This window comes from Pontimicrobium sp. SW4, from assembly GCF_039954625.1.
In the GTDB taxonomy this organism is placed as follows: Bacteria; Bacteroidota; Bacteroidia; order Flavobacteriales; family Flavobacteriaceae; genus Pontimicrobium.
This window is the reverse complement of the sequence record NZ_CP157199.1, coordinates 250264-270008: the sequence shown is the minus strand read 5'-3', so window position 1 is coordinate 270008 and position 19745 is coordinate 250264. Positions and strand designations below refer to the sequence as shown.

Below are 19745 nucleotides of genomic sequence, written 5' to 3'. Positions count from 1 at the left end.
TTTATTTTAACTTAACATTATACTACTGCTCTGGTTTAAATACAATTTCAAACGATTTATGGTCATCTAACAATCTTTTTGCCATATCCTGAATATCTTTCTTTGTGATTGATTTAACAATATTTTCGAAGTTTCCAGGTGCATTCATGTTATAACCTTCTAATATCAAATTCTTTATTGAGGTCATTTCGTAAGCATTAAAGCTCTTACTATCTTCTCTTTCTTTTAAAATATTAGTTGTTATTTTATCCAAATCGTCTTGTATAACAGTACCATTTTTAATCGTTTCAATTTCTTTATGAACGATTGCTATTAATTTTTCAACAAGATCTGGATTACAATCAAAAGACACTGATAAATAAGCCAAAGACCTTGGTTCTTTTACCATAAAACCAGAACTGCTAGCTCCATATGTACCTCCTTCGTCTTCTCTTAAAGCTTCGGTGTAACGCAACTGTAATATTTTCCCAAATGCCTCCATTAAAATTTCATCTTTTAAAGTATGAGGCATTTCTTTTTTATAAGCAATACGAACAGAGCTTTTTGGATCTTCCATTGGTAAATAAATATCTTTATCTACGTTTTTAGCAGACCATTCTACAGCATTGTTTTTCCAATTTTCTTTAAGATTTGTAGTTGGAATACTAGCAATATAGTTAGCCAATAATGGTTTTAAATCGTCTTTTGCAACGTCACCAACAATAAAAAATGTAAAATCGGCAGCATTATTGAATCGGCTATTGTAAACCGCTTTCGATTTTTCAAAACTCATATCTTCAACAAATGCTTTATTAAAAATACGTTTTGTCGGATGGTTATTACCATAGAGTGTTGTAGTTACACTATCGGACATTTTAGAATTTAAATCTTTACTTTTTCTTGTTAAAAAATTATCAACGTTTTGCATTAATATACTATAACTGGTTTCATCAAAACGTGGCTTTATAAAGCGTAAATTAACCATTTGCAACATCGTTTCAACATCTTTTGTTGAAGATGATCCAATTATAGCTTCTGTGGTTTCTCCAATGCTAAAAAATGTATTTGCTGTTTTTCCAGCTAGAACTTTAGGCAAGTCTGTCATTGAAAATTCACCAAGCCCAGATAGCTGTGCTACATTACCAACTATTTCAGCTGATGGCAATTCATCAACTTTTAATAACGATTTTCCACCATCACTTATGGCTTCTAGTTTTACATCGTTTTTATTTTTATCTGCAAACTTGTAATGTACATTAATCCCATTACTTAAGGCAAAAGTTGTAAACCCTAGAGTTTCATTTGTTTTTTCACTTACAATTTTTCCAGGAACTAGATTAACTCCTGTCATTAATGATTTTACTTCCTCCTCCTCTTCATAAGGTTTTAGAGTCTCATCGTTTTCAACCTCATTTAAGATTTGAATTGCCTGTTCTTCTGTTAAATTGTTTTTCCCTTCTACACCTGTTACAACGATACTTCTATTTTTTTGAGTATATATACCTTGCATTCTCTTTAACAAATGGTCTTGAGTTATTACATTAAACAACACCTTTACAATCTCATATTCCTTTTCGATATCTGTTAAATGTGCATTCTCAAGATAATTTTTTTGGATAGACCGTATTATTTGTCCATGTGGACGATCATTACGTTTTGCTATCTGGTTTTCGTAACTATTAGATAATTGTGCTTTAACTCTAGTGATTTCAGCATTAGTAAATCCAAACTTAACTGCTCTATTAATTTCAGCCATAGCTAATTTAAATGCTTCTTGCTGCATGTCAGGTTTAGGAAAAACACGAACATTAAAGGCATTGTGCACTCTAGTCATATCTCCAAAACCAGCCCCAACTGCCATAAAAGGTGCATCTGGAGTTTGCGAGATTTCTTGAAAACGTGTGCTTAAAATACTTGAAATTATATTATCAATAAGACCTTGAGCTAAATCAACAATTGTTTCGTCTTTTAAGGATTTATCATGTCGAATACCAAATGAAATATTAGCTGTAGACACTTCCTTATCCATAGCTATATCATACATAAGTTTTTCGTTGTCCTCAATTTTAACTACAACACGTTCAGGTCCATTTTCAACCGCTGGAATTGATGAGAATTTTTCTATTATTTTTTTCTCCATCTCATCAACATCAAAATCACCTACTATGGCTATTGCTTGTAAATCTGTTCGATACCAATCGTGATAAAAATCACGAAGTGCTTTATACTCAAAATTCTCAATAACGTCCATATCTCCTATTGGAATGCGTTTTGCATATTTTGAACCACCAAACATCGTCTCGATAGATTGTTGCAAAATTCGCATTTGCCCACTTTGGCGTGTTCGCCATTCTTCTTTAATCACGCCTCTTTCTGCATCAATCTCTTCGTCTGTTAACGACAAATAATTAGACCAATCACGAAGAATTAACAATCCTGTTTCTATTAACTCAGGTGTTGTTGGCACATTATCAATATTATACACTGTTTCATCAAAAGATGTATACGCATTAATATCTTTTCCAAATACAATACCTTCCTTTTCAAGAGTATTTAAAATGCCTTTTCCTTCAAAGTTCTCAGTGCCGTTAAATGCCATATGTTCTAAAAAGTGAGCCAATCCTTGTTGGTCGTCATTTTCTAAAACAGATCCAACATTTTGAATTATATAATAGCTTGCCACATCTTTTGTAACATCTGTACTGTGCAAATAATAAGTCATACCGTTTGGCAAGACTCCCTTTTTAATACTTTGATCTACAGGTAGTGGTTGGTTTAAATTTTGTGCAGACACAGTAAAACCTAACACTACAAGGCATAGATTTAGTAATAAATTTTTAATTTTTTGGGTGCTTCTCATTTTCATATTATTCAAATAATTATATAAGTTGCAATTTAATTACTTTTCTTTAAGGTTTCAATGTTAAATTGATTTTAAATTAAAAACAATAGGCGTTTTTGTGCTTTTAATTAAGAATCTTTTAATAGCATAAGTGTAATCTTTTGTATATTTTTCGAACTAATGAAAACGACTTAAATTTATATAAATGTCTAAAACATATTACGACCCAGCAGATCTTAGAAAATTTGGGAATATTACCGAATGGAGTGAAGAACTTGGGACCAAATTTTTCGATTATTACAATTCAGTTTTCAAAGAAGGAGCTTTAACTGCTCGTGAAAAATCACTAATTGCATTGGCTGTATCACATACTGAAAAATGTCCATACTGCATCGATGCTTATTCAAAAGATGGTTTGCAACGTGGCATAACTAAAGAAGAAATGATGGAAGCTGTTCATGTTGGAGCTGCTATTAAAAGTGGAGCTGCTCTAGTTCATGGTGTTCAAATGATGAACAAAGTGAATAAACTAGATGGATAAAACAACTTATGACAAAACTCAAAACACAATCTTTACATAAACGCGAAAGCGAATTAGCCAATAGCAATAGGCAGCTAGAAATTCTATCTAATGGGATTTTTAAAACTGGTGAACTACCAAAATTTAAAGACAAAATTGCTGAAATTGGACAGTTCCCATTAAGACCTAAGAAACTTGAAATTCTTCAAATTAATGTTGGCTATATGTGTAACCAAGTTTGTGAGCATTGCCATGTAGATGCTGGTCCAGATCGTAAAGAAATTATGACGCTTGAAACTATGCAGCAATGCTTGGAGGTGATTAAAAATACTGGATCACATACATTGGACTTAACTGGAGGAGCTCCAGAAATGAATCCTAATTTTAGGTGGTTTGTTGAGGAAGCTTCAAAAGCTGGTATAAAAGATTTTATTGTTCGTTCTAACTTAACCATTATTAGAGCCAATAAAAAGTATTACGATTTACCCGAATTCTTCAAAAAACACAATGTTCATGTGGTGAGTTCGATGCCTCATTGGACACGCGGAAAAACAGACAAACAGCGTGGTGAAGGCGTTTTTAATCAATCAATAAAAGCCTTGCAAGACTTAAATGCAATTGGCTATGGGATGCCGAATAGTGACTTGAAATTAGATTTAGTTTATAATCCTTCAGGTGCTTTTTTACCAAGTGATCAAGCTTCGATGGAAAAGGATTTCAAAAAAGCTTTGTTAGAAGATTTCAATATTCAGTTTCATAATTTATTTGCCATAACCAATTTACCTATTTCAAGGTTTTTAGACTATTTAATTGCTTCAGAAAATTATGAAGATTATATGTATGCCTTAGTTGATGCTTACAATCCAGCAGCTGTTGCAAACGTGATGTGTACCAATACGATTTCTGTTAGTTGGGATGGATGGTTATACGATTGCGATTTTAATCAAATGTTAGATTTAAAGGTTGCAAGCAAAGTAAAACATATAAGTGATTATAATGAAGATTTACTAAACGACAGAAACATTATAATCTCTCAACATTGTTATGGCTGTACTGCAGGAGCTGGAAGCAGTTGCCAAGGTACTGTAGCTTAAAATATGTCAAAAAAATTACTCGTCATTTTTGTTAAAAATATCAAACTTGGAAAGGTCAAGACACGTTTGGCTAAAACTGTTGGTAATGAAAATGCTTTCACAATTTATAAAGCCTTAGTTGAGGTTACAGAAAACGCGACTTCTACCATTAATGTTGATAAACGCATCTATTTTTCAGATGCAATTATTCATGAAAAATGGCCAAATGATTATAAAGCAGTCCAAAAAGGAGCCAATTTAGGAGAGCGAATGAGCAATGCATTTCAAGATGGGTTTGATGATGGTTATGCCGAAATTGTACTTATTGGGTCAGATTTGCCAAATATTACCGAAACTATTATTCATGAAGGTTTTAGGTCATTATTGCAGAATGACGTTGTTTTCGGTCCAGCTGAAGATGGAGGCTATTATCTTGTTGGAATGTCTAAATTTTATAATTGCATTTTTCAAAACAAAGCATGGAGTACCACAACCTTATTAGATGAAACTTTAGCAGAATTAAAACAGAAAAAAATTGAAGTTTCACTCATTGAAACTCTAAATGATATTGATACCTTTGAGGATCTTCAAGGATATCCAAAATTTTTAAAACTCATTTCTAAATGATCAAACAAATAGAAAAAACAACCGAATACTTAATAGAAAAAGGATTCGAAAAACCAGAAATAGGCATCATTCTAGGCACTGGTTTAGGACAATTAATTGATGAAGTTGAAGTCTTAAAAGAAGCAAGTTATAACCACATACCTTACTTCCCAACTGCCACTGTTGAATTTCATAAAGGAAAATTGATTTATGGTATTTTGGAAGGTAAAAAGGTCGTGATTATGCAGGGACGTTTTCATGTTTATGAAGGTTACTCGCTTCAAGATGTAACGTATCCTGTTCGCATTATGGAAAAATTGGGGATTCACACCTTATTAGTTTCAAACGCTTCTGGTGCAATCAATTTGAATTTCAAAAAAGGAGAATTAATGCTCATTGATGACCACATCAACTTACAAGGCAGTTCTCCTTTGGCATTTAAAGGTGTTTCACAATTAGGAGAACGTTTTGCCGATATGAGTGCACCTTATGATTTAGAAATCAATAAAAAGATTGAATCCATTGCAAAAAACCACAACATCAAGCTTCATAAAGGTGTGTATGCATCAATGGTTGGACCTCAGTTGGAAACCAGAGCAGAATACAGAATGCTTAAAATAATTGGTGCAGATGCTGTAGGAATGAGTACTGTTCCAGAAATCATTGTGGCTAATCATTTAAAATTAAAAGCAGCTGCTGTGTCAGTTTTAACAGATGAATGCGACCCAGATAATCTAAAACCAGTAAATATTGAAGAAATCATTGCTATGGCTAATAAAGCCGAACCAGAAATGATTACTTTATTTAAAGAACTTATTAAGACCTTATAGTTATGAGCAACTACCTTGACACTACTCACGATGTATATAAAGAAGCAGCATTAACTCCAGATGTAGGCTTATGTTGTACCACAAATCCTATTTGGGAATTACCAGGTTTAAAAATTCCACGCATCATGCAGGAAATGAATTATGGTTGTGGAAGTACAGTTCATGCTCGAGATTTGACCAACAACCCTAAAATGCTCTATGTTGGTGTTGGTGGAGGTATGGAATTACTCCAGTTTTCATATTTCAATAGAACAAAAGGTGGTGTGATTGGTGTTGATGTTGTTGACGAAATGTTAGAAGCTTCTCGCAAAAACTTTGTGGAAGCTGAAGCCTTAAATCCTTGGTTTAAAAGTGACTTTGTGGAGCTAAAAAAAGGTGACGCAATGCATCTTCCAGTTGAAGATAACAGCATCGATGTGGCTGCGCAAAATTGTCTGTTTAATATTTTTAAAGCTGATGATTTAAAAAAAGCCATTGCCGAAATGTATCGAGTACTAAAACCTCATGGACGTTTAGTCATGAGTGATCCAACTTGCGAACAACCTATGAATGATGATTTACGAAATGATGACAGACTTCGAGCCTTATGCCTAAGTGGTAGTTTACCGATTGCAGAGTATGTAAAAATGCTAACTGATGCTGGTTTTGGAACCATTGAAATTCGCGCTAGAAAACCTTACCGAATTTTAGACCCAAAGCATTATGCGACTGATGAATTAATTTATATTGAATCGATTGAAGTTGCTGCTATAAAAGATCCAATGCCAAGCGATGGACCTTGCATGTTTACTGGAAAAGCAGCAATTTATTTTGGTGATGATGATTTTATTGATGATAATGCTGGACATATTTTATTAAAAAATCAACCCTTAGCTATTTGTGATAAAACGGCAGGAGCCTTGGCTTCACTAAATCGTGATGATATTTTTATTAGCGAATCAACTTACCATTATGATGGTGGAGGTTGTTGCTAATTAGTATTTAATATAACTATTAATGAGACGATTATTTTTTCTAGTGTTTGTTACGATTATATCTTCTAGTTTTTTCTATAAAGGTATAGCTCAGAACACATCAGAGAGAGGAAATCAATTTCATCAAGAACTATCAAAACGAACCGGTCCGATTCATTTATTATGGGATGAGTTATTACAAAAACACGTTTCGGATGATGGAAATGTCAATTATAAATCGTTTAAGACTGAACATAAAAAATTATTAGGATACATAAAAGTTTTAGGATTATTCCATTCCAATGATATCTTTAAAACTATTTCTAAAGAAGAAAAATTAGCCTTTTGGATTAACGCTTACAACGCCTTAACTGTAGATTTAATCATTAGAAATTATCCAATAAAAAGCATCAAAGACATTAAAAATCCATGGAAGCAACGCTTATGGAAACCAGCTAATTTAAATTATAATTTAGACGAAATAGAACACGATATTTTACGCAAAATGAATGAACCTCGTATTCATTTCGCAATTGTGTGTGCGTCTTATTCTTGTCCGAAGTTACAAAATAAAGCCTTTACTGCTGAGGGTTTAGAAAAGCAATTAACCACAGCAACCAAAGAATTTTTAGCTGATACAAACCGAAATGAAATTTCAGAAAACAGCATTAAAATTTCAAAAATTTTCGATTGGTTCTCAAAAGACTTTACCAAAAATGGAAGCTTGATTGATTTCTTAAACCTATATACGGACATAAACATTTCGCCAAACACAAAAAAGCGATACAAAGATTACAATTGGGCTTTGAATGACTAAAATTTCAATCATTATTCCTATTCTTAATGAAGCAGAAACCATTGAAAAACTGCTTAATCACCTAATTAAAAATTCTTCAAAGCAAAATATAGCAGAAATTATCGTTGTTGATGGTGGAAGTACTGATGGTTCACAAAACATAGTTTTACCTTTTATCACTTCGAGTAATTCTGAACGAAGTGAAGAATTTTATCGAGAAGTAAACCAAAAAGGTCTCGATACTTTTCCGCAAAGCGAAAACACTCGACCTAACATTATATTGTTAAACTCTCAAAAAGGCAGAGCCAAACAAATGAATACAGGCTCTAAAATTACTACAGGAAACATTCTATATTTCTTACATGCCGATTCATTTCCTCCAAAAGATTTTGATCAACATATCATTAACGAAGTTGTAAAAGGAAATCGTTCTGGTTGTTTTAGATTGCAGTTCGACCATAACCATTGGTGGTTACGCTTAGCTAGTTGGCTTACCCAATTTCGTTGGAGAGCTTGTAGAGGTGGTGACCAAAGTCAGTTTATTACTAAAACGCTATTTGATGAGATTGGTGGTTTTGATGAAAACTATATTATTTATGAAGACAACATTTTAATTAATGAGCTTTATAAACGAAAGCAATTTACAGTCATTAATAAAAAACTAATTACCTCGGCGCGTCGTTATGAAAAGTATGGTATTTGGAAAATACAATACCACTTTTGGATGATTTATATAAAAAAATGGTTTGGTGCTTCAGCAGAAGAACTACACATTTACTACTCGAAAAAAATAAAATGATTGTTATATAATTTACAATTTCTGCTTTTTTGAAATTTCCTACAATACAAAACTATTTAATACCCTAACATTTAATACTTTTGCAAAAAAGTAAATCACTAATTCAAAAAAAACATGAAAATTAAAAAAGTACTTGTCGCTAATAGAGGAGAAATTGCTATCAGAATTTTTAGAGCTTGTACCGAAATTAATGTCAAAACAGTTGGTGTATATACTTTTGAAGATCGCTATTCATTACATAGATATAAAGCTGATGAATCATACCAAATTGGAAAAGATAATGAGCCTTTAAAGCCCTATTTAAACATTGATGCTATTATAGCAGTAGCACTAAAAAATAATGTAGACGCTATTCATCCTGGTTATGGTTTTCTTTCTGAAAATGCTGAATTTGCTCAAAAATGCAAAGACAATGACATTATTTTCATAGGTCCTAAAGTATCTGTTTTAAAAGCTTTAGGTGATAAAATTACTGCAAAACAAGTTGCAGTCGCCAACAATATTCCTATTATTAGAAGTAATGAAAAACCTATAAACAGTATTGAAATAGCCTTAAGTGAAGCAAAAAAAATCGGCTATCCAATTATGCTTAAAGCTGCCTCTGGTGGTGGTGGACGTGGTATGCGTGTTATAAGAAAGCCTGATGAATTAAAAAATGCTTATACCGAAAGTAAACGTGAAGCCTTAAATGCTTTTGGAGATGATACCGTTTTTCTTGAAAAATTTGTTGAAAACCCAAAGCATATTGAAATACAAATTGTTGCCGATAATTACGGCAGTACAGTACATTTATTTGAGCGCGATTGTTCCGTACAACGACGTTATCAAAAAGTGATTGAATTTGCCCCTTCTTTCGACTTAAAACAAGATACAAAAGATGCACTTTACGAGTATGCTATTAAAATATGTAAAGCAGTAAACTACAATAATATTGGTACAGTCGAATTTTTAGTTGATGATGATGGCTCTATTTATTTTATAGAAGTAAATCCACGTATTCAAGTAGAGCATACCGTTACCGAGGTAGTTACCAATATAGATTTAGTAAAAACACAATTGTTTATTGCTGGTGGTTATAAATTGTCAGATCAACAAATAAAAATCACTAATCAAGAAGCAATAAAAGTTACTGGTTATGCATTACAATGTCGTATTACTACTGAAGATCCGCAGAATGATTTTAAACCAGATTACGGTGAAATTACAACATATAGAAGTGCTTCTGGTTTTGGAATTAGACTAGATGCTGGTAGTGTATATCAAGGAGCTGTTATATCCCCGTTTTTTGATTCTATGCTAGTAAAAGTTACTGCAAACAGTAGAACCTTAGATGGTGCTTGTCGTAAAGTGCGTCGTGCTTTAGCTGAGTTTAGAATTAGAGGCGTTAAAACTAATATGCCCTTTCTTGATAATATTTTAAAACACGAAACTTTTAGGAAAGGAGAAGTCACCGTAAATTTTATCAAGCAAAATCCAGATTTATTTGTTTTTAAAGCTCCTAGAAACAGAGCTACAAAGTTAGTAACATATTTAGGAAATGTTATTGTTAACGGCAATCCTGATGTTAAAAAAATAGACACTACAAAAACATTTGTAAAGCCCATTGTTCCAAAGTTTGATGCAAATGCAACCTATCCAGAAGGAACAAAAGATTTATTGACCAAATTAGGTCCAGATAAATTCTCTCAATGGTTAAAAAATGAAAAGAAAGTTCATTTTACTGATACCACAATGCGAGATGCTCATCAGAGTTTATTAGCCACCAGAATGCGAACTTTTGACATGCTAAAAGTTGCTGAAGGTTATGCAAAAAACAATCCAGACATCTTTAGTATGGAAGTTTGGGGTGGAGCAACCTTTGATGTTTGCATGCGTTTTTTACAAGAAAATCCATGGGAACGTCTTCTATTACTACGTAAAGCGATGCCAAACGTATTGCTTCAAATGTTAATTAGAGGCTCTAATGGAGTTGGTTACACTGCCTATTCCGACAATCTAATTGAAAAATTTGTAGAACAATCTTGGGAAAAAGGTGTAGATATTTTTAGAATTTTCGACTCGCTTAACTGGATGAAATCCATTGCACCTTGTATAGAGCATGTTAGAAACAAAACTCAAGGTTTAGCTGAAGGCTCTATATGTTACACAGGAGATATTTTAAATCCAGAAAACACAAAATACAATCTTAGGTACTACACGTCACTTGCAAAAGATATTGAAAATGCAGGTGCACATATTTTAGCTATTAAAGATATGGCTGGTTTACTAAAACCTTATGCTGCTTTCGAGTTAGTATCCGCATTAAAGCAAGAAATAAACATTCCTATTCATTTACATACACATGATACTTCTTCAATTCAATCTGCTACCTATTTAAAAGCTATTGAAGCTGGCGTAGATGTTGTCGATGTGGCTCTTGGTGGTTTATCTGGATTAACCTCTCAGCCAAATTTTAATTCGGTTGTAGAAATGCTTAAATTCCGTGATAGAGAAAGCAATATGAATATTGATTCTTTAAATGAATATTCCAACTATTGGGAAACCGTAAGAGAATACTACTATCCTTTCGAATCTGGTTTAAAAGCTGGTTCGGGAGAGGTTTTTAAACATGAAATACCTGGTGGTCAATATTCAAATCTAAAACCACAAGCCCAAGCTTTAGGCTTAGAAGATCGTTTTCATGAAATAACCAAAATGTATGGTGATGTGAACTTACTTTTTGGAGATATTGTAAAAGTAACGCCTAGTTCAAAAGTTGTTGGAGATATGGCGCAATATTTAGTAAGTAATAATTTAACTATTCGAGATGTTTTAGAACGTGGTGATACTATTTCGTTCCCACAATCTGTAGTAAGCTTCTTTAAAGGCGATTTAGGACAACCTGTTGGTGGTTTTCCAAAAGATCTTCAAAAATTAATTTTAAAAGACGAAGAACCATATACTGATAGGCCAAATGCACATATTGAACCTATTGATTTTGAAGAAGAATATAAATACTTTAAAAAAGTATTTGAAAGTGGATTAGGACGACCTATAGACATTACCGATTTCCTATCATACAGACTCTATCCAAAAGTATTCACCGATGCTTTTAATAACCACTTAAAATATGATAATTTAATGAACCTTCCTACTAAAAATTTCTTTTACGGAATGGAAAGAGGTGAAGAAATTACTGTAGAATTAGATAAAGGAAAAACACTACTAATTACTTTAGAATCTGTTGGAAGACCAAATAAAGATGGTCTGGTTACCGTATATTTTAAAGTAAATGGGCAAGGTAGAAGTGTACAAATAAAAGACGAATCAATTAAAGTTGATAAAGTTGAACACATTAAAGCTGATAAAAATAACCCAAAAGAAATTGGAGCGCCTTTACAAGGTATGTTGTCTACAATTTTAGTGAAGAAAGGTGAAAAAGTTGCTAAAAATCAACCTTTATTTGTAATTGAGGCCATGAAAATGGAAACCACTATTACAGCTATAGATGAAGCTACAATAAAGCAATTAGTTTTAAAATCTGGAGTAATGGTAAATTCTGAAGATTTAGTTCTTATTCTAGATTAGAAATATCTAAAAAAGAATCTATTGTTGAAGTTTAAAACGTTCTCTAATAATAGATTCTACTGGTTTATTTTGTGGTGTAAATTGGTTATTATCTTCGCCTCCACTTCTTTCATAGTTATGAAACCACTTCCAAACAAAGCCTCCAGCTAACCAATCTTCTTGCCAAAAGGTATCGAATAATGCCTTTGTTGTATTTGTTTGAGCTTCCATGTTTATACTGTTCATACTTCTGTCAGATTTCCAAGGTTCTTTTCCCGAATAATCCACACTTCTATATCCAAATTCAGTAAATAAAATGGGTTTGTCAAATTTATCAGAAAGCTCGCTTATAATTGTTTTATGAACCTTCCAACCCTCTAAACATTCTTCAACAGTTGGTGTTTGTGAGTCACTAACAGGAAAATAGGCATCCACACCAATATAATCTAATTCGCCCCAAAAAGGTGTACGCTTAAATTCATCCCAATTGGCTGCGTACGTCAGTTTACCTTTATAAACAGTTTTAATCTTTTTTATTAATTCGTGCCAATAAGCTGGTCTATGCTCTATAAATTTTTCTAATTCTGTTCCAATACAAAGTATTTCGGCATTTGTTTCTTCTGCTAATTCAGCGAAATCAAGTATAAATTTTGAATATGACGCTTCTAGCTGTCGCCATTTGTTTTCCGATGACATAGTTACATGACCTGTAAAATCACCTCTACCAATCCAAATATGAGGCTTCATCATAACTTTAATATCTTGTTTATGTAGTGCTTCGATGTATTGTTTTGCCCCCAATTTTGATTCACCAAACCATTGTCTATTTGTATTGTAGATAATCTCAGGATTTTCGACGTCTCTAAAAAACCCAAAAGGCATAATAGCTGCATAATTAGCATTAACATTTAATACTGGCTGAATGTGTTTTTCAAAAATTGAATCTCTTGAAGCAACAAAACTCACTCCATTTATTTTTGGAGCATTGTAAGTAGTCATACTACATGAGCATAGAAGCAATATCAAACAAAGCCGAAAAAGAATCTTCATAAGTGTTAATTAATTTCTAAATTTAAACAATCTGAAATTATCTAGTTAAGGATTTAACAAAACGTTCGACAAACCTTTCAACTAAACCACAACTATGGAGCATATTGTAATTATTGGAAACGGAATTTCTGGCGTGACTGCTGCTAGACATATTCGAAAAGGTTCTAATAAAAAAATTACTATTGTTTCTGCTGAATCTGACTACTTTTTTTCGCGTACTGCACTTATGTATGTGTACATGGGGCACATGAAATTTGAACATACACAACCCTACGAAAATTGGTTTTGGAAAAAAAATCGCATCGATTTAAAAAAAGCTTATGTTAATCGCATAGATACAAAAAACAACACTTTACATTTTGCCGAAGGTGACTCTTTGCAATATGACAAACTCATTATTGCCACAGGAAGTAAACCAAACAAATTTGGTTGGCCAGGACAAGATTTGAAGGGCGTTCAAGGACTTTACAGCAAGCAAGATTTAGAAAACCTTGAAATCTATGCACCAAATAACAAAGTATGTAAACACGCTGTCATTGCTGGTGGTGGACTTATTGGTATTGAACTTGCTGAAATGCTACATTCTCGTCATATTCCTGTAACTTTTTTGGTTCGTGAAAGTAGTTTCTGGAATGGTGTTTTACCTGCTGAAGAAAGTGCTATGATTAACAAAGAAATCCTTAGCAATGGTATTGATTTGAGACTGTCTTCAAATTTAAAAGAAATCAAATCTGATGAAAACGGAAAAGTGAAATCTGTTATTATTAAAGAAACTGGCGAAGAGATTCTATGCGATGTTGTTGGACTAACAGCTGGAGTTTCTCCTAATATTTCCTTTTTAAAAAATTCAGATTTAGAAACTGGAAGAGGTATTAAAGTAAATCGTTATTTAGAAACGAGCATTCCAAACATTTATGCTATTGGCGATTGTGCCGAACAACATGAAGCCATTGGAAATCGCAGATCAATTGAAGCGGTTTGGTATGCAGGACGTATGATGGGAGAAACAATAGCGCAAACCATTTGTGGTAACCGGATTGAATATAAACCTGGACATTGGTTCAATTCAGCTAAGTTTTTTGATATTGAATATCAAACTTATGGCTGGGTCTGGGCGCAACCTAAAGAGAATGAAGCGCGCTTTTATTGGGAACACGATAGTGGTAAAAAATGTATTCATATAAGTTTTGATAAAAACACTCGCGAACTTATTGGTATTAACACTTTTGGAATTAGAATGCGTCATGATTTTTTTGATAAGGCACTTACAGAAAAACGAACCGTTGAATATGTCTTAGAACATTTAGCTGATGCTAATTTTGATCCTGAGTTTTATAAACTCCATGAAAAAGAAATCGTGGCAAAATTCAATACTGAAAATAGCACCAATATTCAACTGAAAAAGAAAAGCTGGAAACGTATTTTCAGTGCTTAATTATATGAAACAAATACAAAACATAGGATTAAGTCTTTTTTTAATCGGTCTTGCTATATTCACTTCTCTCATCTTTTTTGGGAGCTATGAAGTCACTCCAAAGGTTCTGGAGAATCTAGTCAACAACAAAGGCATAAAAAGCGAACTTTTTATCAATAACATGAACAGTCAAGTTATTGGCAAGGAATTTAGTAATCCGTTTTCGTTTTCAACTGAAATTACATCAGTCTTAGAAAGTGCAAACGAAACACACAAGCAGAATAGTGAATGGGATAAAGTGATTTGGGACAAGCCTCATAGCTTAACTTATGAAATAGCAAAACAATCAGGAAGTGGTTTAGTTAAAAACAATCAATGGTTATTTTGGTGGCTCACCTTTGGATTAGGCATTATTGGCGCTTTGATGTATATCATTCCGAATGTGGTTGTAAAAGGACCACCTGGAATTAAAAACAATGGCATTTGGTTTAATGCTGCCACTAATAGAGGTTGGATTGGTTGGTTTGTATTTATCTTTTTGGTTGGCTTTTATTTGCTACTCTATTTCAGACCAGATTACATTGTCAATTGGACTTACATTGTCGATCCAATAAGTGAAAGTTTAAGTGGAAATTTAGCTAGTCAGTGGTTTTTATATGGCTTTTTGTACTGCACTGTTATGACTGTGATGGCAGTAAGAATGTATATAAAGTATCGCCATAACAGATACCAAATATTACGAACCACTTCAGTACTGTTCTTTCAAATTGTGTTTGCATTTTTAATTCCTGAAATTTTAGTGCGCTTTGAAAAACCTTGGTACGACTTTAAAAATGCCTTTCCTTTAGATTATGATTTCTTTTTTAGTTGGAATTTAGATCAGCTTATCGCAAGTGGTGGATTGGGATTATTTATTCTCATTTGGGGAATTGTCCTTACACTTATTATAGTTCCTGTGATGGTATATTTCTTTGGGAAACGATGGTACTGCTCTTGGGTTTGTGGTTGTGGTGGCTTAGCGGAAACACTCGGTGATCCTTACAGACAATTATCTGATAAATCTCTGAAAGCCTGGAAGCTAGAACGTTGGGTTGTTCATGGTGTTTTGGTATTTGCGTTAGTGATGACAGTATTTACGCTTTACTCCTATTTTTCTGGAGCTGATACTGTTTTAGGAATTAAAACACAGACTATACAAGATATTTATGGCTTTTTAATTGGAGCCATTTTCGCTGGTGTAATTGGCACAGGCTTTTATCCAATTTTTGGAAATCGTGTGTGGTGCCGCTTTGGTTGTCCATTAGCAGCTTACTTAGGCATTGTGCAACGCTTCAAATCTCGATTCAGAATTACGACTAATGGCGGACAATGTATCTCATGTGGTAATTGTTCTACCTATTGCGAACAAGGTATTGATGTAAGAGCTTATGCGCAAAAAGGAGAAAATATTGTACGAGCTAGTTGTGTTGGATGCGGCATATGTTCTGCAGTTTGCCCAAGAGGTGTTTTAAAATTAGAAAATGGACCTGAAAAAGGCCGTATCAATCCTACAGAAATCCTTCTTGGTAATGATGTGGATTTGATGGATCTAGTGAATCAAAAATAACAATAAAACTATTGTACTTTTGCAACTTCAAAAGAAACTTTAAATGCCAATAATAAAAGTCATCATTCCAGCTTATAATGAAGCTGATTCAATCTCTCATGTCATAAACGACATTCCTGAGATTGTCGATGAGGTTATTGTGGTGAGTAATAATTCAACTGACGCAACCGAAACTAATGCCAAACAAGCTGGAGCAACCGTTTTAAAAGAATCGAGAAAAGGATATGGCTATGCATGCTTAAAAGGAATGGAGTATGTTTCAAAACAGGAAACGAAACCAGATATTATTGTTTTTTTAGATGGTGATTACAGTGATTACCCAGAAGAACTTACCAAAATAGTAGAGCCGATTGTAAATGAGGACATTGATTTTGTAATTGGATCTAGAGTTAAGCGACTTAGAGAACAAGGTTCAATGACCATACCTCAAATATTTGGAAACTGGTTAGCCACAAATTTAATGCGATTAATGTTCAAATCAACATTTACTGACTTAGGACCTTTTAGAGCCATAAAACATGAAAAGCTATTGGCTTTAAATATGGAAGATAAAACATATGGCTGGACTGTAGAAATGCAACTAAAAGCCTTAAAACAAAAATTAAGTTATGTTGAAATTCCTGTGAATTATAGAAACCGAATTGGTGTTTCCAAAGTATCTGGAACTATAAAAGGTGCTATATTTGCAGGCATAAAAATATTAGGTTGGATTTTTAAATACAGCTTTAAAAAATGATTTTAGAAACCATCATTATCATTATTTATTCTACAACACTCATACTGATTTTTATGTATGCTTTGGCTCAGTTAAATCTGTTATTTAATTATCTATCTGCTCAAAAAAAACAAGATAAATCTCCTAAATTTGATTTTTCAAATCCTAATGAAATTCCTTTTGTGACTATTCAGCTTCCAGTATACAATGAACTTTATGTCATGGAGCGTTTACTGGAAAATATTTCTAAAATGGAGTATCCAAAAAACAAGTTGGAAATACAAGTACTAGACGATTCTACTGATGAATCTTTTCAAGTTACTGCCAATCATATTAAAGCACTACAACAATCAGGATTAGATATTAAACACGTACTTCGTGATGGACGAAAAAACTTTAAAGCAGGCGCCTTAAAAGAAGGGTTGAAAGTTGCAAAAGGTGAATTTATCGCTATTTTTGATGCCGATTTTATGCCAAAAAAAGATTGGCTCAAGCGAACCATTCCTTATTTTAAAGACACAGAAGTTGGTGTGGTACAAACACGTTGGGGACATATTAATAAAAATTATTCCCTACTTACCAAAGTGCAAGCCTTTGCTTTAGACGCTCATTTCTCTTTAGAACAAGTTGGACGAAATAGTAAAGGTCATTTCATCAACTTTAATGGAACTGCAGGTGTTTGGCGAAAACAATGCATCATTGATGCGGGAAATTGGGAAGGAGACACACTCACTGAAGATCTAGATTTAAGTTACAGAGCTCAGCTTAAAAATTGGAAGTTCAAATATTTAGAAGATGTTGAAACACCTGCTGAATTACCTGTAGTAATTAGTGCAGCGAGAACGCAACAATTTAGATGGAATAAAGGTGGTGCAGAAAACTTTAGAAAAATGATGTGGAAGGTTTTAAAAAACCAGAATATTTCAGCAAAAACTAAAATTCATGGACTGCTTCATTTGTTAAATAGTACTATGTTTTTAAATGTCTTGATTGTTGGGATTTTGAGTATCCCAATGCTATATATTAAAAACGAACACATACATCTTAGAATGTATTTTTATATGATGAGTTTCTTCGTGATTAGTACAGTCATATTTTTTATTTGCTATTGGTTTATATTTAAGAAAACTTATGGAAGTAGTTTAAAGAGTTTCGTGCAATACATAGGTATGTTCATTACCTTTTTCTCTATTGCAATGGGCTTCTCCTTGCATAATTCCATTGCAGTAATAGAAGGGCATTTAGGTAAACGTAGTGATTTTATTAGAACTCCAAAATTCAATATTAAATCATTAAAAGATAGCTGGAAAGGCAACAAATACCTTAAAAAGAATATCTCTTTAAATGTTATTTTTGAAGGCTTATTGATGCTCTATTTTGCCTTTGGGATGTATAGCGCGTTTGTAGTTGGTGATCAAGGTGGCGATTTTGGTCTGTTCCCATTTCACCTGATGCTTTTTTTAGGCTTTGGTTATGTGTTTTTTAAGTCGATAACGTCAAAGGCGTAATGCAATATTGGAAGCTTCATAAAATCCCAATACTGTTTTCAATAACTTCAGTTTTATTTTACTTTTCTTTTGCTTACGACCTCGTTAGAACCGACTATATTAAACTCATTGGTTTATATACTGGATTATTTTTTCTGTTTTATAAACTTGTTCAAATTTCAAAACACAATTTAAAATTACTTACTTGGATGGCTTTTGGCTTTCGAGCCATTTTTATTTTGGCCATACCAAATCTCTCTCAAGATTTTTACCGTTTTATTTGGGATGGTCGCATAATTTTAGAAGGCTTCAACCCATATCTATTTACTCCAGAATCCTTTATTGCAAATGGCGAATTTCCAGTAACGCAAGCACAAGAATTGTATGTTGGAATGGGAAACTTGAGCGCTAGTCATTACACCAATTATCCCCCTTTAAATCAATTGTGTTTTGTCATAGCTGGATTATTTACTGCAAAAAGTATTTTAGGTTCTGCTATGGTTTTAAGGCTCATTATTATTGCTGCTGATTTTGGTACACTGCATTTTGGAAAAAAACTATTAGAAAAACTAAAATTGCCTGCACACAACATCTTTTGGTATATCTTGAATCCGTTTATCATTATTGAACTTACAGGTAATTTACACTTTGAAGGTGTGATGATTTTCTTTTTAATGTGGAGTATGTATTTGCTTCATTCTGGAAAGTGGCAACTTGCTGCTGTTGTGTTTGCTTGCTCTGTATCCATAAAACTAATTCCGTTGTTATTTTTGCCTTTGTTTTATCAATGGTTTACAAAAAGAGATACTTCGACTACGTTCGGTATATCAACAGATGTCATTTCGACAGAGCGAAGCGACGAGAAATCTTATAATCAAATTAAACATAAAAATGGTGTGATGCTGAAACAAGTTCAGCATGACAAAAAGTGGATTCCTGCCTTCGCAGGAAAGATAAAATTGATATCATTTTATGCAATCGTAGGCGCTACTACTATTTTATTATTTCTACCATTTTACTCATTGCAATTTGTGAGTAACTACGCAGAAACAGTTGGTTTGTGGTTTCAAAATTTTGAATTCAATGCGAGCTTATATTATATAGCCAGAGAAATTGGTTTCTCTATTACAGGTTACAACGAAATTGCCATCATTGGAACAATAACAGCAATCATTGTGTTTCTTTTTGTTGTTGCAATGGCTTTCTTCCGAAAGAACTCATCAACAATTCAGCTCATCACTGCAATGCTTTTGGCTTTATCGTTTTACTACTTTACAGCAACTACAGTACATCCTTGGTACGTAGCAACACTTCTTATACTTTCCGTGTTTACCAAATACAAATTCCCTTTGGTTTGGAGTTTTGTAATCATATTAAGCTATTTGGCTTATTTACAAATAGGGAATGCCAACAAGTCTGAAAACCTATGGATTATAGTATTAGAATATACCATCGTTTATGGTGTTTTTATTTGGGAAGTTTGGTTACAACCTAAACGTTATCATACTTGACTTTATATGAAAAACATC

At 33.1% G+C, this 19745-nt stretch carries 15 protein-coding genes; 13 read left to right on the top strand and 2 right to left on the bottom strand.

The features are described from left to right. Positions 1-22: 22 nt before the first annotated feature. The gene (locus tag ABGB03_RS01265; protein ID WP_347924167.1) at positions 23-2839 is read right to left on the bottom strand and encodes an insulinase family protein; all 2817 of its coding nucleotides are present in this window, start codon (positions 2837-2839) and stop codon (positions 23-25) included. Between the two features lie 187 nt (positions 2840-3026). Between ABGB03_RS01265 and ABGB03_RS01260 the strand changes: the two genes are divergently transcribed. The 8 genes from ABGB03_RS01260 to ABGB03_RS01225 all read left to right on the top strand — a co-directional run bounded on the left by ABGB03_RS01260 (position 3027) and on the right by ABGB03_RS01225 (position 11965). Next, a complete protein-coding gene (locus ABGB03_RS01260; RefSeq protein ID WP_347924165.1) occupies positions 3027-3362 on the top strand; it encodes an arsenosugar biosynthesis-associated peroxidase-like protein in 336 nt (111 codons plus the stop codon). 8 nt (positions 3363-3370) lie between these two features. After that, on the top strand, positions 3371-4435 hold the full coding sequence (gene arsS / locus ABGB03_RS01255; protein ID WP_347924163.1) for an arsenosugar biosynthesis radical SAM (seleno)protein ArsS: 1065 nt from the start codon (positions 3371-3373) through the stop codon (positions 4433-4435). A gap of 3 nt (positions 4436-4438) precedes the next feature. After that, positions 4439-5041 (top strand): TIGR04282 family arsenosugar biosynthesis glycosyltransferase, encoded by a 603-nt coding sequence (locus ABGB03_RS01250; RefSeq protein ID WP_347924162.1) that lies wholly within the window; start codon positions 4439-4441, stop codon positions 5039-5041. Next, positions 5038-5850, top strand: coding sequence for a purine-nucleoside phosphorylase (locus ABGB03_RS01245; RefSeq protein ID WP_347924160.1), 813 nt, complete (start codon positions 5038-5040; stop codon positions 5848-5850). The genes ABGB03_RS01250 and ABGB03_RS01245 overlap by 4 nt, the downstream gene beginning before the upstream one ends. Positions 5851-5852: 2 nt before the next feature. Then, complete coding sequence (gene arsM / locus ABGB03_RS01240) at positions 5853-6824, top strand: arsenosugar biosynthesis arsenite methyltransferase ArsM (protein WP_347924158.1); 972 nt, start codon at positions 5853-5855, stop codon at positions 6822-6824. A 22-nt stretch (positions 6825-6846) separates the two neighbouring features. Further along, positions 6847-7620, top strand: coding sequence for a DUF547 domain-containing protein (locus ABGB03_RS01235; protein WP_347924157.1), 774 nt, complete (start codon positions 6847-6849; stop codon positions 7618-7620). Further along, positions 7613-8398, top strand: a complete 786-nt coding sequence (locus tag ABGB03_RS01230) for a glycosyltransferase family 2 protein (RefSeq protein WP_347924155.1) — start codon at positions 7613-7615, stop codon at positions 8396-8398. The genes ABGB03_RS01235 and ABGB03_RS01230 overlap by 8 nt, the downstream gene beginning before the upstream one ends. A 114-nt stretch (positions 8399-8512) precedes the next feature. Then, positions 8513-11965, top strand: a complete 3453-nt coding sequence (locus ABGB03_RS01225; protein ID WP_347924153.1) for a pyruvate carboxylase — start codon at positions 8513-8515, stop codon at positions 11963-11965. 18 nt (positions 11966-11983) lie between these two features. Here the strand turns inward: ABGB03_RS01225 and ABGB03_RS01220 are convergent, their stop codons facing one another. Further along, complete coding sequence (locus ABGB03_RS01220) at positions 11984-12943, bottom strand: glycoside hydrolase (RefSeq protein ID WP_347924151.1); 960 nt, start codon at positions 12941-12943, stop codon at positions 11984-11986. 145 nt (positions 12944-13088) lie between these two features. Here ABGB03_RS01220 and ABGB03_RS01215 point away from each other — a divergent pair, with 145 nt between their 5' ends. The 5 genes from ABGB03_RS01215 to ABGB03_RS01195 are packed head-to-tail and all read left to right on the top strand — an operon-like array spanning position 13089 to position 19727. Next, positions 13089-14429 carry an FAD/NAD(P)-binding oxidoreductase gene (locus tag ABGB03_RS01215; protein WP_347924149.1) on the top strand — a complete coding sequence of 447 codons (1341 nt, stop codon included), beginning with the start codon at positions 13089-13091 and terminating at the stop codon, positions 14427-14429. 4 nt (positions 14430-14433) lie between these two features. After that, the gene (locus ABGB03_RS01210; RefSeq protein WP_347924148.1) at positions 14434-16014 is read left to right on the top strand and encodes a 4Fe-4S dicluster domain-containing protein; all 1581 of its coding nucleotides are present in this window, start codon (positions 14434-14436) and stop codon (positions 16012-16014) included. Between the two features lie 43 nt (positions 16015-16057). After that, a complete protein-coding gene (locus ABGB03_RS01205; protein WP_347924147.1) occupies positions 16058-16750 on the top strand; it encodes a glycosyltransferase family 2 protein in 693 nt (230 codons plus the stop codon). Further along, positions 16747-18237 (top strand): cellulose synthase family protein, encoded by a 1491-nt coding sequence (locus ABGB03_RS01200; protein ID WP_347924146.1) that lies wholly within the window; start codon positions 16747-16749, stop codon positions 18235-18237. Before ABGB03_RS01205 ends, ABGB03_RS01200 begins: the two co-directional genes overlap by 4 nt. Beyond that, entirely contained in the window at positions 18237-19727 is a 1491-nt protein-coding gene (locus ABGB03_RS01195; RefSeq protein WP_347924144.1) for a mannosyltransferase, read from the top strand. Before ABGB03_RS01200 ends, ABGB03_RS01195 begins: the two co-directional genes overlap by 1 nt. Positions 19728-19745 lie beyond the last annotated feature (18 nt).

Excerpts from the sequence above, each read along its gene's own strand:
- ABGB03_RS01265 (WP_347924167.1), bottom strand. The coding sequence starts at position 2,839 with ATGAGAAGCACCCAAAAAATTAAAAATTTATTACTAAATCTATGCCTT.
- ABGB03_RS01260 (WP_347924165.1), top strand. The coding sequence starts at position 3,027 with ATGTCTAAAACATATTACGACCCAGCAGATCTTAGAAAATTTGGGAAT.
- arsS (WP_347924163.1), top strand. The coding sequence starts at position 3,371 with ATGACAAAACTCAAAACACAATCTTTACATAAACGCGAAAGCGAATTA.
- ABGB03_RS01250 (WP_347924162.1), top strand. The coding sequence starts at position 4,439 with ATGTCAAAAAAATTACTCGTCATTTTTGTTAAAAATATCAAACTTGGA.
- ABGB03_RS01245 (WP_347924160.1), top strand. The coding sequence starts at position 5,038 with ATGATCAAACAAATAGAAAAAACAACCGAATACTTAATAGAAAAAGGA.
- arsM (WP_347924158.1), top strand. The coding sequence starts at position 5,853 with ATGAGCAACTACCTTGACACTACTCACGATGTATATAAAGAAGCAGCA.
- ABGB03_RS01235 (WP_347924157.1), top strand. The coding sequence starts at position 6,847 with ATGAGACGATTATTTTTTCTAGTGTTTGTTACGATTATATCTTCTAGT.
- ABGB03_RS01230 (WP_347924155.1), top strand. The coding sequence starts at position 7,613 with ATGACTAAAATTTCAATCATTATTCCTATTCTTAATGAAGCAGAAACC.
- ABGB03_RS01225 (WP_347924153.1), top strand. The coding sequence starts at position 8,513 with ATGAAAATTAAAAAAGTACTTGTCGCTAATAGAGGAGAAATTGCTATC.
- ABGB03_RS01220 (WP_347924151.1), bottom strand. The coding sequence starts at position 12,943 with ATGACTACTTACAATGCTCCAAAAATAAATGGAGTGAGTTTTGTTGCT.
- ABGB03_RS01215 (WP_347924149.1), top strand. The coding sequence starts at position 13,089 with ATGGAGCATATTGTAATTATTGGAAACGGAATTTCTGGCGTGACTGCT.
- ABGB03_RS01210 (WP_347924148.1), top strand. The coding sequence starts at position 14,434 with ATGAAACAAATACAAAACATAGGATTAAGTCTTTTTTTAATCGGTCTT.
- ABGB03_RS01205 (WP_347924147.1), top strand. The coding sequence starts at position 16,058 with ATGCCAATAATAAAAGTCATCATTCCAGCTTATAATGAAGCTGATTCA.
- ABGB03_RS01200 (WP_347924146.1), top strand. The coding sequence starts at position 16,747 with ATGATTTTAGAAACCATCATTATCATTATTTATTCTACAACACTCATA.
- ABGB03_RS01195 (WP_347924144.1), top strand. The coding sequence starts at position 18,237 with ATGCAATATTGGAAGCTTCATAAAATCCCAATACTGTTTTCAATAACT.